We start from the raw sequence: 13,783 nt of genomic DNA on the forward strand, positions 1-13,783 counted from the left end.
ATGGGCACTTCAGCAATCGTCATGATGGTCATCGCCATCGTCACCGTCTGGGGCGGCCTGGGAGCCGCAATGCTGCACCTGCGCACGCACCCCGACGAGGACGTCGCCGACTGACCACAGGGTGACTCCGCCCCTGATCACGGGCTGAACCCGACCCCGTTCACGACCGGCTGAGTCGGATCCGCAGCGCCGCCTCGGCGACGTGGATCGGCTCACCCCCGCCGAGGCGGTCCGATGCAATCCAAGCATCGGGCCGCCTTCGCCTATCCACCCTCACCCCACCCAGGTCGAACGCATCGTCTCACTCCTGAATCACCCACTGGTCGCGGACGTCCGGCCTGGTTAGGGTGGGGGGGTGTGTGAGCACCCCTGCCGGGGTGCAACAGTTCCACTTCGGGTTCCGTATCCGCGGACACCCGCTGCCGAAGACACAAAGGAGACGCAATGCCACAGACTGTCAAGGGCGTCATCTCCCGCAGCAAGGGAGCCCCAGTCGAACTCACCGACATCGTCATCCCGGATCCGGGCCCGGGCGAGGTCGTCGTCGATGTGAAGTCGTGCGGCGTCTGCCACACGGACTTCCACTACCGTGAAGGCGGAATCAGCGACGACTACCCGTTCCTGCTCGGCCACGAGTCCGCCGGGGTCGTCTCCGAAGTCGGCGATGGGGTCACCGAGGTCGAGGTCGGCGATTTCGTCATCCTCAACTGGCGCGCCGTCTGCGGCGACTGCCGTGCCTGCAAGCGCGGAGAGCCCTGGTACTGCTTCGACACCCACAATGCTTCGCAGAAGATGACCCTGCCCGACGGCACCGAGCTCGAGGCCGCACTGGGCATCGGCTCGTTCGCCGAGAAGACGCTCGTCGCCGCCGGACAGTGCACGAAGGTCCCCGAGGCGGACCCGGCTGTCGTGGGTCTGCTCGGCTGCGGAATGATGGCCGGAATCGGCGCCGCCATCAACACCGGTGAGGTCACCCGCGGCAAGTCCGTGGCCATCATCGGCGCCGGCGGTGTCGGCTGCGCGGCGATCGCCGGTTCGGCTCTGGCCGGGGCGAACACGATCATCGCCCTCGACATCGATGAGAAGAAGCTCGAGTGGGCGAAGGAACTCGGCGCCACCGACACCGTGGATACGAAGGGCATGAGCGAGGACGAGGTCGTCGCCGCGATCCAGGAGCGCACCGGAGGCTTCGGCGCCGATGTCGTCATCGACGCCGTCGGGCTCCCCGCCACCTGGCGGCAGGCCTTCTACGGCCGCGACCTCGCCGGCACCGTCGTGCTCGTCGGCGTGCCGACCCCGGAGATGGAGCTCACCGTTCCGCTGCTCGATGTGTTCGGCCGCGGCGGCAAGCTCAAGTCCTCGTGGTACGGCGACTGCCTGCCCGACCGCGACTTCCCGATGCTCGTCGACCTCTACCAGCAGGGACGTTTCCCGCTCGAGAAGTTCGTGTCCGAACGCATCGGCATCGGCGATGTCGAATCCGCATTCGAGAAGATGGGCAAGGGAGAAGTCCTGCGATCGGTGGTGGAACTGTAATGACAGCTATTGAGCATCTCGTCACGTCGGGTACGTTCTCCCTGGATGGGGAGACGCACAACGTCGACAACAATGTGTGGATCATCGGTGATGATTCCGAGGTCATCGTCATCGACCCGGCCCATGATGTCGATGCGATCGCCGAGGCGGTCGGATCCAGAGAGGTCAAGGCCGTTCTGCTCACGCACGGTCACGACGATCACGTGCGCGTCGTCCGCGACTTCGCCCAGCGGGTGGGCAACCCCACCGTGTACCTCAATCCCGATGACTATGTGCTGTGGGACATGACCTTCGAGAACTACCGTCCCGACGGACAGATCGCCCACGGCGACACCTGGACCGTCGGCGAAATCAAACTCAAGGCTCTGCACACCCCAGGCCACTCCCCCGGTTCGACGTGCTTCTTCGTCGAGACCGGCCTGCCGGCTCCGGCATCGGCGGGCGCCGGTCGGGCGGTCGGTCCGGTGCTGTTCTCCGGAGACACTCTGTTCAAAGGCGGCCCCGGGGCCACGGGGCGGTCGCATTCGAGCTTCGAGACGATCATCGAATCGATCCGGGACGTGCTCTTCCGCCTGCCCGAGGCGACCGTCGTGCTCACCGGGCACGGTGACTCGACGTCGATCGGCGCCGAGAGCCCGGCCCTCGAGGATTGGATCAAGCGCGGCCACTGATCTGGCGCGCCACAGCCCAAGCGCTGAGTCGCAGCTGTGCGCGCAATACACCTCGCAGACGCGGGTCGCGACCCCTACGGGTCCGCGACCCGCGTCTGCGCTCTCCGGCCCCGACGGATAGACTTCTCGGGTGCCAGAATCACAGTCTTCGCAGCCCGCCGAGTCCGCGTCCGCCTCGGTGCCGTCCACCAGCGACATCGCCGCCACGTCCAACGGCCTCAAGGTGGGGATGAAACCCCGCCACCTGGTGATGATGAGCCTCGGCTCGGCGATCGGCGCAGGTCTCTTCGTCGGCTCCGGCGCCGGCGTGCGGGCTGCCGGCCCTGCCGTACTCATCTCCTACATCGTTGCGGGCCTCATCGTCATCTTCGTCATGCGGGCGCTGGGCGAACTCGTCGCCGCCGACCCGAATCCGGGTGCGTTCTCGCACTATGCGGGCAAGGCCATGGGCCCGGCCGCGGCCTTCGCCGTCGGTGCACTGTGGTGGGTGCAGCTGTGCCTGGTCGTCGCCGCCGAGGCCACCGCCGCCGCGCAGATCGCGGCCTCCTATATTCCGGCCGTCCCCCAGTGGCTCATCGCCTTGGCGATCATGCTCGTCTTCACGGCGATCAACCTCACCACGTCCGGCAGCTTCGGTGAGTTCGAGTTCTGGTTCTCGCTCATCAAGGTCACCTTCGTCGTCCTCTTCGTCGTCCTCGGCGCCGCATACCTGTTCGGGTGGACCCCGGCCGAGCCGCCCGCGCAGATCTTCGCCGACGGGTTCATGCCCACCGGCATCTCCGGCATCGCCGCCGGTCTGCTCGTCGTCGCCTTCGCCTTCGGCGGCATCGAGATCGTCGCTGTCGCCGCGGCCGAGACCGCGAACCCCGAACGCAGCGTCTCGCAGGCGATCAAGACGATCGTGTGGCGCATCCTGTTCCTCTACATCGGTTCCGTGGCGATCATCGTCCTCGTCCTGCCGTGGACGGACGACCGTTTGGCCGAGTCCCCGTTCGTGGCCGTCCTCGAGTCTGCAGGACTGCCGTTCATCGCCTCGCTGCTGGCCGCGGTCATCGTCATCGCGCTGCTGTCGTCGATGAACGCGAACATCTACGGAGCGTCCCGGATGTCGTTCTCGATGTCACAGCGGTCCATGCTTCCCCGCGGGCTCGGCCGCACCAATCGCCGCGGCGTGCCCGTGCATGCGGTGCTGGCCACCTCGGCGTTCGGTTTCGTCGCCGTCGCACTCAACTACTTCTGGGCGGCCGAGGTCCTCGGGGTCCTGCTCAACATCGTCGGCTCGACGCTCATCGTCACCTGGGTCGTGACGCTCGTCTCGCAGATCGTCCTGCGTCGTCGCGCCGAGGCGGCCGGCCGGTCCCTGCCCCTGCGCATGTGGGGCTTCCCGTGGCTGTCGTATGTCACCTTGGCCGGCATCGCCGTGATCATCGGGCTCGGCCTGACCGTCGAATCCGTGCGCTTCCAGATCGTCGGCACGCTCATCTTCGTCGTCGCGCTCTACCTCGTCGGCCTCGTCGTTACGAAGCGCCACCCGGACGCGAAGGTCTGAGACCGCCCATCACCTCCGCCGAGGCGGCTGTCGGCTTCCGTACCCGGACCGCGGCAGTCCCCCGCGGCCGGTGTTCAGTCGCAGCCTTCGTCCGATCCAGGCATCTGAACTCGTCGAGCCTCAATCGTCGAGTGGGTCCAATGCGGCGATGAGCTCCCCCAGGGCGTGAGCCGAATCTGCCGCTCCCGCCCAGCCGGCGAGCATGTCCCTCGTCTGGCCCACGTGCCGGTTGAAGTGTCGGCCCGCATAGCTCGTCACGTCGATCGGCACGATCCTCTCCAAGGCTTCGAGCACGAGGTGTGCGGCGGTGCCGAAGACGGGAACCGGCACCCCGAGGCGGCTTCGCACGGCCTCGGCCGCGGCATCAGAGGGTCGGTCGAGATGTGATTTCAGTGCGGCCCAGTCGCCGTCGCGGACGCTGAGTTCGGCGACGAAGGGAATGAACACCGTCGGCGGCAGCAGCACGGCCTCCATCGGCACCGGCAGAACGAGTCGGCCCAGCCCGCGAACAAGCGAACGCACCGCGCCCCTCGGCCCCGCGACGAGGAAACGCGGTGCGCCGGCCGGTGCCCAGAACCTCACTTCGTGCCCGGGTTCGGCTCTTCTGCCGAGCTCTCCGTCGCGCCCGTTGGCTGTGCGCACGCCCCTGTCGATCTCCCCGGCCCGACTGCCGGCTGTGCACACACCGCTGTCGGCCTCCCCGACCCGGTTGCCGGCTGTGCGCACACCGTCAGCCGGCGCACCCGGGTCCAGTCGTTCGGACAGGAACGCGGGTCCGACAATGACGGCTTGGGCACCGGGGAAAACGGCCTGTGCTCGTTCGAGGTCTCCTTCGCCCTGGCTCGTCGTCGCAATGAACGCGGGTGAGATCTCCCGAATCGCCGAGACCACCTCAGCGTCGAGATCACCCGGGCGAGTCGTGAGGACGATGAGGTCCCAGATTCCATCAGCGGCAGCAGCAGTCCAGTCTGTGATCGTCACCCGCCGAGTCGCGGCCACACGGGTCACCGACCAGCCATCGCTCGAACTCGCTCGTCTGCCATCGGCTCGCCCGCGTCCTCCCGCACAGCTGCTGTGTCGGGAGCCCGCCTGGCCGGAATCGGTCGGATCGGCGATGCTCACACGTCGCGGAAAGGCCGCCCGTCCGTCGGCGCCGGGCGAGCGGGAGACAACGGCGACCTCGTGAGCGTCGGTGAAGAGCGCGGCTCCGGCGAGGCCGATGGCGCCGGCTCCCTGGAAGAGGACTCTCACTGCTGGCTCTCCTCATTCAGCTCTCGTGGCTCGGGTCGAATGAGTCGGTTCTCGTGGCCCGGTTCGAATGGATCGGGTCGAATGGTTCGGGTCGGGCAGATCAGCGAGGGTGGATCAGCGCGGTGGCGATGGCGGCGACTCCTTCACCGCGGCCGGTCAGCCCGAGACCGTCAGAAGTGGTGCCCGATACCGATACCGGTGCGCCTGCTGCCGCCGACAGTGCCTGCTGGGCTTCTGCACGACGCGTGCCGATCTTCGGCCGGTTGCCGATCACTTGAACGGAAATGTTTCCGATCTCGAAGCCTGCCTCGCGGACGATGCGGGCCGCCTCGGCGAGCAGCGCCGAACCCGAGGCACCGGCGAATTCCGGGCGGTCGACGCCGAAGTGCTCACCGAGGTCGCCGAGCCCCGCGGCGGAGAACAAGGCGTCGCAGCACGCGTGGGCGGCCACGTCGGAGTCCGAGTGTCCTTCGAGTCCGGTCTCGCCCGGCCACAGCAGTCCCGCAATCCACAGCCCGCGTGCGGGATCGGCCGAGAAGGCGTGCACGTCGACACCGGTGCCGATACGGGGAATGATCTGATTCATCGTGGCTCCTTCGCCGAATCCAACGTATCTGCTCCAGGGACTGCAGCTCCGTCACGCATTCGGGCGAGCTGTTCCGCAAGGACGAGGTCGAGCGGATAGGTGACCTTCAGCGCCTCGTCGTCACCGTCGACGGCGACGATGTCGCCACCGAGGCGTTCCACCAGCCCCGCATCGTCCGTCGGAAGCGCTCGACCCGACGGGCCGGCCCAGTCGGCTGCAATCGTGGCATAGGCCCGCCGGAGCACCTCGGCGCGAAATCCTTGAGGCGTCTGGACTCGTCGCAGCTCGGCCCGATCGAGGTCTCCTCGCACCACTTCACGCGCGCCATCGCTCACAGCCCTCGCAATCCCTTCGGGTACGCCATTCGCGTCCGAGCCTGTACCTCCGCTCGGATCCGCGCCGTCGGTCTCGTGCGAAACGACTCGCCGCACGGTATCGATCATCGGCAGGACCGGGACGACCGCCTCGGCGCCGGAGTGCAGTGCGGCAACCACTCGAGTGAACACATCGGGTGGGGTCAGGCACCTCGCAGCATCATGGACGAGAACGTATTCCGCGACACGCTCACGTTTCAAGGCCGTTTGCACCGAGGAAATGCGATCCTCTCCTCCTGCTACGGCTGTAATTGAAATTTCGCATTTCTGCCCTGCAGCCACTTCGGCGATTTCTTCACGTGCGCGCATAAGAAAATCCTCGGGAGCGACCACCACGATTGTGGAGGCGACTCCCGAGGAGATGACCGTCTCAAGGCTGCGAGCCAGAACTGTCCGTCCATTCACATGGACGAAGGCCTTCGGCTCACTGCGGCCCAGACGCGATCCCGACCCTGCGGCCGGGATGATGACACAGGTGCTCAGGATGCGAGCACTTCGTCCAGCAGAGCTTCCGCCTCGGACTCTTCCTTCTTCTCGGCCAGTGCGAGTTCAGAGACGAGGATCTGACGGGCCTTCGAGAGCATGCGCTTCTCACCGGTCGACAGGCCGCGGTCCTGCTCGCGACGCCACAGATCGCGGACGACCTCGGCAACCTTGATGACGTCACCGGACTGCAGCTTCTCAACATTGGCCTTGTACCGGCGGGACCAGTTAGCGGGTTCTTCGACGAATTCGGCACGCAGGACGTTGAAGACCTTCTCAACGCCTTCTTCACCGACGACGTCTCGCACACCGACCAGATCGCAGTTCTCTGCGGGGACCTCGATCACGAGATCGCCATGGGCGACCTGGAGCTTGAGATACAGCTTCTCCTCACCTTTGATGGCACGTTTCTTGATTTCTTGGATTGTCGCTGCACCGTGATGTGGATAGACAACAGTGTCGCCGACCTGGAAACTCATATTCTCTTCAAACCCCTTTCGCGGAATCCCAGTTTACCATGAGGCTCGCCACAGAAATCGTTCAGGGCAGCGATTCTTCATGCTAGGCTCCGCCCCTGACTCGCACTGCGATCGAGCCCATTGCCGCCTCTGTCAGCGAGAACATCGGGAGAGGACGCAGTGCCTTCATGCTCGAATGAGGACCTCGACCGACTGCGATGCGGGAGAGACTTCGCTCGCTCTTCACCGAATCTTCAGCCGCGACGCGCCCGGGCGCTTCAGAACCTCTGCGACTCCGACCGCCCGGTTCTACAGCGGGTCAAAAACCGGGTAGTATACAGACTGATCTTGTATTGCCACTTCAAGGAGCATAATGAAACGGCACAACCGCGCGGCTCTCGCCGTTGCCGCACTCGCTCTCGTTATCCCCGTCAGCGGATGTGCAAGCCTGCTGTCTCCCCATCAGACCGCCGAATACCACTACAACGGCGGCGACGGAGCCTCGGGTTCCGTCGGCGACGTCGACGTCCGTGGGCTCCTGCTCATCACGGACCAGGAAGCCTCCGGCCCGGCTCAGCTGTTCTTCACCCTCATCAACAAAGGCGACTCCACCGCCAAGGTGTCCATCGAGGTCGGCGACACCACGGTGAGCGAGTCGGTCAAGGCAGGCGACACCTTCGTCCAGGATCCGAAGAGCCCTGAGACCTCCTCCAAGGAAGTCGTCACCGTCGACAGCCTCAAGGCTGAGCCCGGCGACCTCGTCGACGTCACCGTCAAGAACGGCAGCGACGAGAAGGTCATCGAGACTCAGCTCCTCACCGACGCCCTGCCGTACTACGAAGAGTACGTTCCGTCGGAGTCGCCATCCGAGTCCCCGTCGGACATGCCAAGCGAGGATGCCGGTGCGGCAGAGGGAGCCGCGACGGCCAACGGCTGATCAGCCCTTCTCTCGCACCGGACCCAGTCCCTCGCGAGAACACACACGGAGCCGCTCACATTCGTGAGCGGCTCCTTCTGTACTCATGTCCGACCGGCTGCACCCGGCCGGCTGCTCCCGGCCTCGCCTGCACAGAAACTCAGGCTTCGCCGGTCGGTTTCCTCAGGCCTCGAACTTGTACCCGAGTCCGCGCACCGTGGTGAGCAGGCGCGGTTCCGAGGGGTTCTCCTCGATCTTCGCGCGCAGTCGTTTGACGTGGACGTCGAGCGTCTTCGTATCGCCCACGTAGTCCTCGCCCCAGATCCGGTCGATGAGCTGACCGCGGGTCATCACGCGGCCGGAGTTGCGCACGAGGATCTCAAGGAGCTCGAACTCCTTGAGCGGCATGGACTGCTCTTCACCGCGCACTGACACGACGTGGCGTTCGACGTCGATGCGCACTCCCCCGGCCTCGAGCACGGACTCGTCGTCGAACTCCTCGGTCTCGACATTGCGTCGCAGCACCGCCCGCACACGAGCCAGCAGCTCACGTGAGGAGTACGGCTTCGTCACATAGTCATCGGCGCCGAGCTCGAGCCCTACGACCTTGTCGATCTCCGAATCCTTGGCCGTGAGCATGATGATCGGCACATTGGATTTCGCCCGCAGTTCGCGGCACACCTCGGTGCCGGAAGCACCGGGCAGCATGAGGTCGAGCAGGACCAGATCGGCGCCGGTGCGGTCGAACTCCGCCAGAGCCTTGAGCCCGTCATCGGCGACCGTCACCTCGTACCCTTCCTTACCGAGCAGGTACGACAGCGGGTCCGAGAACGAATCTTCGTCCTCGACAAGCAGAATACGAGTCACGTTGTGAGCTTCCTTTGTTCGCTTTCTTCGGTCAGATCCTTGGATGGGTCGGCGGTCGCCCCGCCGTCTCCATTATCACCGGCGGGCTTGCCGTTGTCGTCGGCCGAGTCGTCCGCATCGGAGGCGGCGGTGCCGTGCCCAACGTCTTCCGCCGAGGCGGCACCGTTCCCGTCGTCGTCCGCCGAGGCGGTCCTGTCCTCCCCTGCCGACGTGACTCCGGTCGAATCTGCGGAGTGTTCGATGAGCACCCCTGCCGGTGCCGAATCGGTGGCGGCGGCATCGGCTGCGGTTCCGGCCAACGGGAGGACGATCGTGAACGTCGATCCCTTGTTCAGTCGGCTCCACACGCGCACTTCACCGCCATGGGTGGCGACGATGTGCTTGACGATGCTCAGGCCCAGCCCCGTGCCTCCGGTGATCCGGGAGCGAGCCGGGTCGACCCGGTAGAAGCGTTCGAAGACGCGCTCGGTGTCCTGAGCGGTCATGCCGATGCCCTGGTCGGTCACGGCGATCTCGATGCGCTCGTCGACGAGGTCGACTCCGACGCCGACTCGAGTGCCCTCCGGCGAGTAGTTCACGGCATTGTCGATGAGGTTGCGCACCGCATTGACGAGCAGTTCGTAGTTGCCTTCGATGAGCAGGTCGCTCGGCGGGGAGACCTCGATGTGGATGTTCTTGCCCTCCGCCCCGGTCCGGGCACGGTCAGCGGCATCGTCGACCACCTCGGCGACGGAGATCTTGTCGGTCGTCGCGGGAGCGGCGTGGTCCTGGACGCGGGAGAGGTCGATGATCTCCTGCACCAGCTGGGTCAACCTCTTCGACTCCCGCTGCATTCTCCCGCCGAAGCGCTCGACTGCGGCGGGGTCGTCGGCGAAGTCGGTGACAGCCTCGGCGAGCAGAGCCATCGCACCGATCGGCGTCTTGAGTTCATGGGACACATTGGCGACGAAGTCGCGGCGGACGGCGTCGACGCGTTTGGATTCGGTCTGATCGTCGCAGAGGACGAGGACGAAGGAGGTGCCCAAGGGGGCGACGCGGGCGTGGAGGTAGCGGAGCACGGAATCGGAGTTCTCCCGTGTCTGCTCGAGGTCGATCTCTTCGATGAGACCGCGGGCACGGACGCGGCCGACGACCCGCAGCATCTCGGGCGAGGCGAGCGAATGACCTCTGACCAGACCGAACGTGTACGCCGCCGGGGAGGCTTTGACGACATCGTCACCGGCGTCGATGACGATGGCGGCCGAGGGCAGGACGGCCAGCACTTCGGCGATGCCCTCGGGCAGGTCGTCCTCCGAATGCAGATCGGCAGCATCGCGGGAGCGTTCGCTGAATCGGAACGCAAGAATTCCGGCTATACCCAGGCCCAGGCCGACGACGCCGGTCAGGACCGCCACGACTAACAGATCCACAGTCTCAAGCTTAGGCGCTGTCCACCGCCCCGGCGCACCGAATTCACTTCTGCTGGCAGTATTTGCCGAGGAATTCACCTTCTCGTCTGGAGTCGTTCACTCGATCATGCGATGCTGACGTCTGTGTGCCTGCGTTCCCCGTCGTTCCTGCCCTCTGCTTTCCCCCGCTGAGGGTGCGGACCGGAATCGCGGGCACCCCTCAGGACGCCAAGCACCGCCGACAGTCACTCCCGATTGTCACGATCAAGAGTTAGGGAACCGCAGTTCATGCGCGAAGTCTTCAGAAACGAATTGGATGATCTGGCCACCCAGCTGGTCGGCATGTCCACCAAGGTCCTCGACGCCATCCGCCTGGCCAATCAGGCGCTGCATTCGAATGATCTCGAGCTGGCCGAGCAGGTCATTGAGGCCGACTCCGTCATCGACAACATGCAGTTCACCCTCGATCAGCAGGCCGCCGAGATGCTTGCCCTGCAGGCTCCGGTGGCTGCGGATCTGCGCGCCGTCATCGGCTCGCTGCGGATGTCGGCATCGCTCGAGCGCATGGGCGACCTCGCCCGTCACATCGCCCAGCAGGTGCGCATCCGCTATCCGGAGTCCGCGATCCCCGAAGGCTTCGAATCCGTGTTCTCGCGGATGGGCGAATCCGGTGACAAGATCGCCGAGGCGACGCAGAGCCTGCTCTCGAACCCCGGCCTGTCCGATGTGCCCACGATCAACGCCATCGACGAGGAGCTCGACGAACTCCACCTGAGCGTGTTCGGGAAGCTCGGCGAGGCTCCGGCCGGTTCGCTGGCTCCCCGCCATATCGCCGATGTCACCCTGCTCTCGCGCTACTACGAGCGCTTCGGTGATCACGCGGTGTCCGTGTCGCAGAAGGTCGAGTACCTGCTCACCGGCAATTGGGAGCCCTACCTGTCGAAGAAGTGAGGCCCGCGTCGTACGGACTCACGCACGCGCGCACAGACGGCGATCGCCGAGGTGGTTCTTCCACCTCGGCGATCGTCGTCTGTGTCCGGCTCAGCGACTGTGTCCGGCTCAGCGTCCCTGGTTGGCGACTTGGCCGATCGCCGCCGCGGCCGCCTCGGCGTCGAGGTACGTGCCGCCGGGGGTGACCGGAGTGAAATCCTCGGTGAGTTCGTAGTGCAGCGGGATGCCGGTGGGGATATTCAACCCCGTGATGTCGGCATCGGAGATCCCGTCGAGGTGCTTGACCAGTGCGCGCAGCGAGTTGCCGTGGGCGGCCACGAGCACGGTCTTGCCGACGGTGAGTTCGGGCACGAGGGTGTCGTACCAGTACGGCAGGAGGCGGTCGATGACGTCGGCGAGGCATTCGGTGCGGGGCAGCGCATCGCCGAGGTTGGCGTAGCGGGCTTCACCGGCCTGCGAGAATTCCGAGCTGTCGGCCAGTGCCGGCGGCGGGGTGTCGAAGGAGCGGCGCCAGGTCATGAACTGCTCTTCGCCGAACTCGTCGCGGATCTCTTTCTTGTTCTTGCCCTGCAGTGCGCCGTAGTGGCGCTCGTTCAGCCGCCAGCTGCGGTGGACGTCGAGCCATGACAGGTCGGCGGCTTCGAGCGCGATGTTCGCAGTCAGGATCGCGCGCTTGAGCCGCGAGGTATAGACGACATCGGGGATGAGGTTCTTCTCGCGCAGCAGCTCGCCGGCGCGTTTGCCTTCGGCACGGCCTTTGTCGGTCAGGGTCACGTCGACCCATCCGGTGAACAGATTCTTCTGGTTCCATTCGCTTTCGCCGTGGCGCAGCAGGATGAGGTTATACGTCATGGCTCCATTTTGACACGACCGCTCCGATGGGGGCGCCGGCGACCGTCGTCGCCGGCGGCCCTCTCCCCGCAGACACAGTCTTCGCTGTCCGGCCGCACACAAGGTCATGTCTCCCCGCTGACAGGGTCCGTCAGGCCGCAGACAGGGTCTCAATGTCTGGGCATGTGTCTCGCATGACAATATGAGCGGAATAGTCTGTAACCATGTCACACACGCCAGCACACCAGGCTTCCGGGGGCACTGCCGCTCCCGCCGCCGACCGCAGTTCGATCATCGCTGTCACGGCTCTGCCGGTCCTCGTCGTCATTGCGGGGGTGCTCGGGTTCCTGCTGCCCGATGCCTTCACGCCTCTGGCCCCGTCGATCACGTGGGCGCTCGGCGTGGTCATGTTCCTCATGGGGCTGACCCTGACGCTGCCCGACTTCGCCCGCATCGCGAAGCGTCCGTGGATTGCGGCGCTCGGCGTCGCCACACAGTTCGTGGTGATGCCGCTGCTCGGTCTCCTCGTCGTGACCGTGTATTCGCTTCCTCCCGAGATCGCCGTCGGTGTCATCCTCGTCGGCTGCGCGCCCGGCGGCACCGCCTCGAATGTCGTGACCTATCTGGCGAAGGGCGACACGGCACTGTCGGTGTCGATCACGACCCTGTCGACGCTGTGCGCTCCCGTGCTCACCCCGCTGCTGACCCTGTGGCTGGCAGGTTCGTATATGGATGTGCCCTTCTGGTCGATGTTCGTCTCGATCTGCCAGACCGTGCTCGTGCCGGTCATCGTCGGCGTCCTCGTCCGAGTGCTCGCGTCGAAGTTCGTCGACACGATCTCGCCCGTGCTGCCATGGCTCGCCTCGATCGCCATCGCCTACATCGTCGCGATCGTCGTGGCCGGCTCGGCGGGTTCGATCGCCACAGCCGGTGTGCTCGTTCTGCTGGCCGTCGTCACACACAATCTGCTCGGACTGGGCATCGGCTACGGTGTGGCCACGGCCTGCCGTCTCGACACCCCGACGCGACGTGCGCTGTCCTTCGAAGTCGGACTCCAGAACTCCGGTCTCGCCTCGACGTTGGCCACCACGTACTTCTCGCCGCTCGCCGCACTGCCCGGGGCGGTCTTCAGCGTGTGGCACAACGTCTCCGGCGCCGTGGTCGCCTCCCTCTTCGCTCGTCGCCCCTACGGCAAGCCACCGGTCGATGCGCCCGACCATGATCCTGCAGCCGCGAGTGCGTCATCGGCTGAGACCACGGGCCGATGACCGCCGAGGCGACCGCGCACGAGGGCCGATCGGGCCGAGGCTTCGACGGCTTCTCCCCGGAGACCCTGGTGTCGGCCGGCCGGACGTTCATCATCCGCCGCGCCAACGAGGCCGATGTGCCGGCGCTTGTCGCACTGCTGCGCGATGACGTCCTCGGGGCTGCCCGCGAGACCGGAGCTGCCCGCGAGACCGCCGCCGCTGCGGTCGGCCGTGCGGCAGCCGCGTCCGGTTCCGCATCTGCCTCCCCCGGCGCCGAGGAGGCAGACCCCTATGCTCGTGCCTTCGCACTCATCGATGCCGATCCCAACCAACTCCTCGTCGCCGTCACCGAAGCCGCGGTTCAGGACCACGTCGGCTCGACCGTCGTCGGCACCCTGCAGCTGAGTCTGCTGCCCAGCCTGTCACGCCAAGGCACTCTCCGTCTTCAGATCGAAGCGGTGCGCATCGGTGCCGCGGCTCAAGGAGTGGGGCTCGGGACAGCGGTGTTCGAGTGGGCTCACGAATGCGGACGTCGCGTCGGTGCCGGACTCGCTCAACTCACAACCGACAAGTCACGCACCGACGCGCAGCGCTTCTATGACCGGCTCGGCTATGTCGCCAGCCATGAGGGACTGAAGCGCCCGCTCGGCTGAGTTCGCCGCACTCATGAGCTCG

General features: G+C 65.9%; 15 protein-coding genes. 8 read left to right on the plus strand and 7 right to left on the minus strand.

The features are described 5' to 3' along the window. The 4 genes from BLIN9172_RS08290 (at window position 1) to BLIN9172_RS08305 (ending at window position 3,756) form a co-directional block, all read left to right on the plus strand. Window positions 1-114, plus strand: a complete 114-nt coding sequence (locus BLIN9172_RS08290) for a methionine/alanine import family NSS transporter small subunit (RefSeq protein ID WP_101554635.1) — start codon at window positions 1-3, stop codon at window positions 112-114. 330 nt (window positions 115-444) lie between these two features. Beyond that, on the plus strand, window positions 445-1,536 hold the full coding sequence (locus BLIN9172_RS08295; RefSeq protein WP_101554636.1) for an S-(hydroxymethyl)mycothiol dehydrogenase: 1,092 nt from the start codon (window positions 445-447) through the stop codon (window positions 1,534-1,536). Further along, complete coding sequence (locus BLIN9172_RS08300) at window positions 1,536-2,207, plus strand: MBL fold metallo-hydrolase (protein ID WP_101554637.1); 672 nt, start codon at window positions 1,536-1,538, stop codon at window positions 2,205-2,207. Before BLIN9172_RS08295 ends, BLIN9172_RS08300 begins: the two co-directional genes overlap by 1 nt. A gap of 130 nt (window positions 2,208-2,337) precedes the next feature. Beyond that, the gene (locus BLIN9172_RS08305; RefSeq protein ID WP_240812080.1) at window positions 2,338-3,756 is read left to right on the plus strand and encodes an amino acid permease; all 1,419 of its coding nucleotides are present in this window, start codon (window positions 2,338-2,340) and stop codon (window positions 3,754-3,756) included. A 120-nt stretch (window positions 3,757-3,876) separates the two neighbouring features. On the opposite strand, the gene BLIN9172_RS08310 is transcribed toward BLIN9172_RS08305, so the two are convergent. The 4 genes from BLIN9172_RS08310 to BLIN9172_RS08325 form a co-directional block, all read right to left on the minus strand. Beyond that, window positions 3,877-5,007 carry a hypothetical protein gene (locus BLIN9172_RS08310; protein ID WP_101554638.1) on the minus strand — a complete coding sequence of 377 codons (1,131 nt, stop codon included), beginning with the start codon at window positions 5,005-5,007 and terminating at the stop codon, window positions 3,877-3,879. A gap of 100 nt (window positions 5,008-5,107) precedes the next feature. Continuing rightward, window positions 5,108-5,593 carry a 2-C-methyl-D-erythritol 2,4-cyclodiphosphate synthase gene (gene ispF / locus BLIN9172_RS08315; RefSeq protein WP_101554639.1) on the minus strand — a complete coding sequence of 162 codons (486 nt, stop codon included), beginning with the start codon at window positions 5,591-5,593 and terminating at the stop codon, window positions 5,108-5,110. Beyond that, window positions 5,590-6,453, minus strand: coding sequence for an IspD/TarI family cytidylyltransferase (locus BLIN9172_RS08320; RefSeq protein WP_205751052.1), 864 nt, complete (start codon window positions 6,451-6,453; stop codon window positions 5,590-5,592). The genes ispF and BLIN9172_RS08320 overlap by 4 nt, the downstream gene beginning before the upstream one ends. After that, a complete protein-coding gene (locus BLIN9172_RS08325) occupies window positions 6,447-6,929 on the minus strand; it encodes a CarD family transcriptional regulator (RefSeq protein ID WP_025779034.1) in 483 nt (160 codons plus the stop codon). The genes BLIN9172_RS08320 and BLIN9172_RS08325 overlap by 7 nt, the downstream gene beginning before the upstream one ends. A gap of 352 nt (window positions 6,930-7,281) precedes the next feature. Between BLIN9172_RS08325 and BLIN9172_RS08330 the strand changes: the two genes are divergently transcribed. Further along, a complete protein-coding gene (locus BLIN9172_RS08330; protein WP_101554641.1) occupies window positions 7,282-7,845 on the plus strand; it encodes a hypothetical protein in 564 nt (187 codons plus the stop codon). A 162-nt stretch (window positions 7,846-8,007) separates the two neighbouring features. Here BLIN9172_RS08330 and BLIN9172_RS08335 read toward each other — a convergent pair whose 3' ends face one another. Both BLIN9172_RS08335 and BLIN9172_RS08340 read right to left on the minus strand, forming a co-directional pair. Beyond that, complete coding sequence (locus BLIN9172_RS08335) at window positions 8,008-8,691, minus strand: response regulator (RefSeq protein WP_025779031.1); 684 nt, start codon at window positions 8,689-8,691, stop codon at window positions 8,008-8,010. Then, window positions 8,688-10,100, minus strand: coding sequence for a sensor histidine kinase (locus BLIN9172_RS08340; protein WP_240812079.1), 1,413 nt, complete (start codon window positions 10,098-10,100; stop codon window positions 8,688-8,690). Before BLIN9172_RS08340 ends, BLIN9172_RS08335 begins: the two co-directional genes overlap by 4 nt. Window positions 10,101-10,367: 267 nt before the next feature. On the opposite strand from BLIN9172_RS08340, the gene phoU reads away from it, so the two are divergent. Further along, a complete protein-coding gene (gene phoU, locus BLIN9172_RS08345) occupies window positions 10,368-11,030 on the plus strand; it encodes a phosphate signaling complex protein PhoU (RefSeq protein ID WP_101554642.1) in 663 nt (220 codons plus the stop codon). Window positions 11,031-11,138: 108 nt separating this feature from the next. On the opposite strand, the gene BLIN9172_RS08350 is transcribed toward phoU, so the two are convergent. Then, complete coding sequence (locus BLIN9172_RS08350) at window positions 11,139-11,882, minus strand: phosphoglyceromutase (RefSeq protein ID WP_062241266.1); 744 nt, start codon at window positions 11,880-11,882, stop codon at window positions 11,139-11,141. Window positions 11,883-12,085: 203 nt separating this feature from the next. Here BLIN9172_RS08350 and BLIN9172_RS08355 point away from each other — a divergent pair, with 203 nt between their 5' ends. Continuing rightward, window positions 12,086-13,129, plus strand: coding sequence for a bile acid:sodium symporter family protein (locus tag BLIN9172_RS08355; protein WP_240812078.1), 1,044 nt, complete (start codon window positions 12,086-12,088; stop codon window positions 13,127-13,129). Next, the gene (locus tag BLIN9172_RS08360) at window positions 13,126-13,761 is read left to right on the plus strand and encodes a GNAT family N-acetyltransferase (RefSeq protein ID WP_101554643.1); all 636 of its coding nucleotides are present in this window, start codon (window positions 13,126-13,128) and stop codon (window positions 13,759-13,761) included. The genes BLIN9172_RS08355 and BLIN9172_RS08360 overlap by 4 nt, the downstream gene beginning before the upstream one ends. Window positions 13,762-13,783: the final 22 nt, after the last annotated feature.

The organism is Brevibacterium linens ATCC 9172 (assembly GCF_900169165.1).
In the GTDB taxonomy this organism is placed as follows: Bacteria; Actinomycetota; Actinomycetes; order Actinomycetales; family Brevibacteriaceae; genus Brevibacterium; species Brevibacterium linens.

What these genes read in the sequence shown, in the direction of transcription:
- BLIN9172_RS08300 (WP_101554637.1), top strand. Translation starts at nt 1,536, where the DNA reads ATGACAGCTATTGAGCATCTCGTCACGTCGGGTACGTTCTCCCTGGAT.
- ispF (WP_101554639.1), bottom strand. Translation starts at nt 5,593, where the DNA reads ATGAATCAGATCATTCCCCGTATCGGCACCGGTGTCGACGTGCACGCC.
- BLIN9172_RS08350 (WP_062241266.1), bottom strand. Translation starts at nt 11,882, where the DNA reads ATGACGTATAACCTCATCCTGCTGCGCCACGGCGAAAGCGAATGGAAC.
- BLIN9172_RS08325 (WP_025779034.1), bottom strand. Translation starts at nt 6,929, where the DNA reads ATGAGTTTCCAGGTCGGCGACACTGTTGTCTATCCACATCACGGTGCA.
- BLIN9172_RS08290 (WP_101554635.1), top strand. Translation starts at nt 1, where the DNA reads ATGGGCACTTCAGCAATCGTCATGATGGTCATCGCCATCGTCACCGTC.
- BLIN9172_RS08360 (WP_101554643.1), top strand. Translation starts at nt 13,126, where the DNA reads ATGACCGCCGAGGCGACCGCGCACGAGGGCCGATCGGGCCGAGGCTTC.
- BLIN9172_RS08295 (WP_101554636.1), top strand. Translation starts at nt 445, where the DNA reads ATGCCACAGACTGTCAAGGGCGTCATCTCCCGCAGCAAGGGAGCCCCA.
- BLIN9172_RS08355 (WP_240812078.1), top strand. Translation starts at nt 12,086, where the DNA reads ATGTCACACACGCCAGCACACCAGGCTTCCGGGGGCACTGCCGCTCCC.
- BLIN9172_RS08330 (WP_101554641.1), top strand. Translation starts at nt 7,282, where the DNA reads ATGAAACGGCACAACCGCGCGGCTCTCGCCGTTGCCGCACTCGCTCTC.
- phoU (WP_101554642.1), top strand. Translation starts at nt 10,368, where the DNA reads ATGCGCGAAGTCTTCAGAAACGAATTGGATGATCTGGCCACCCAGCTG.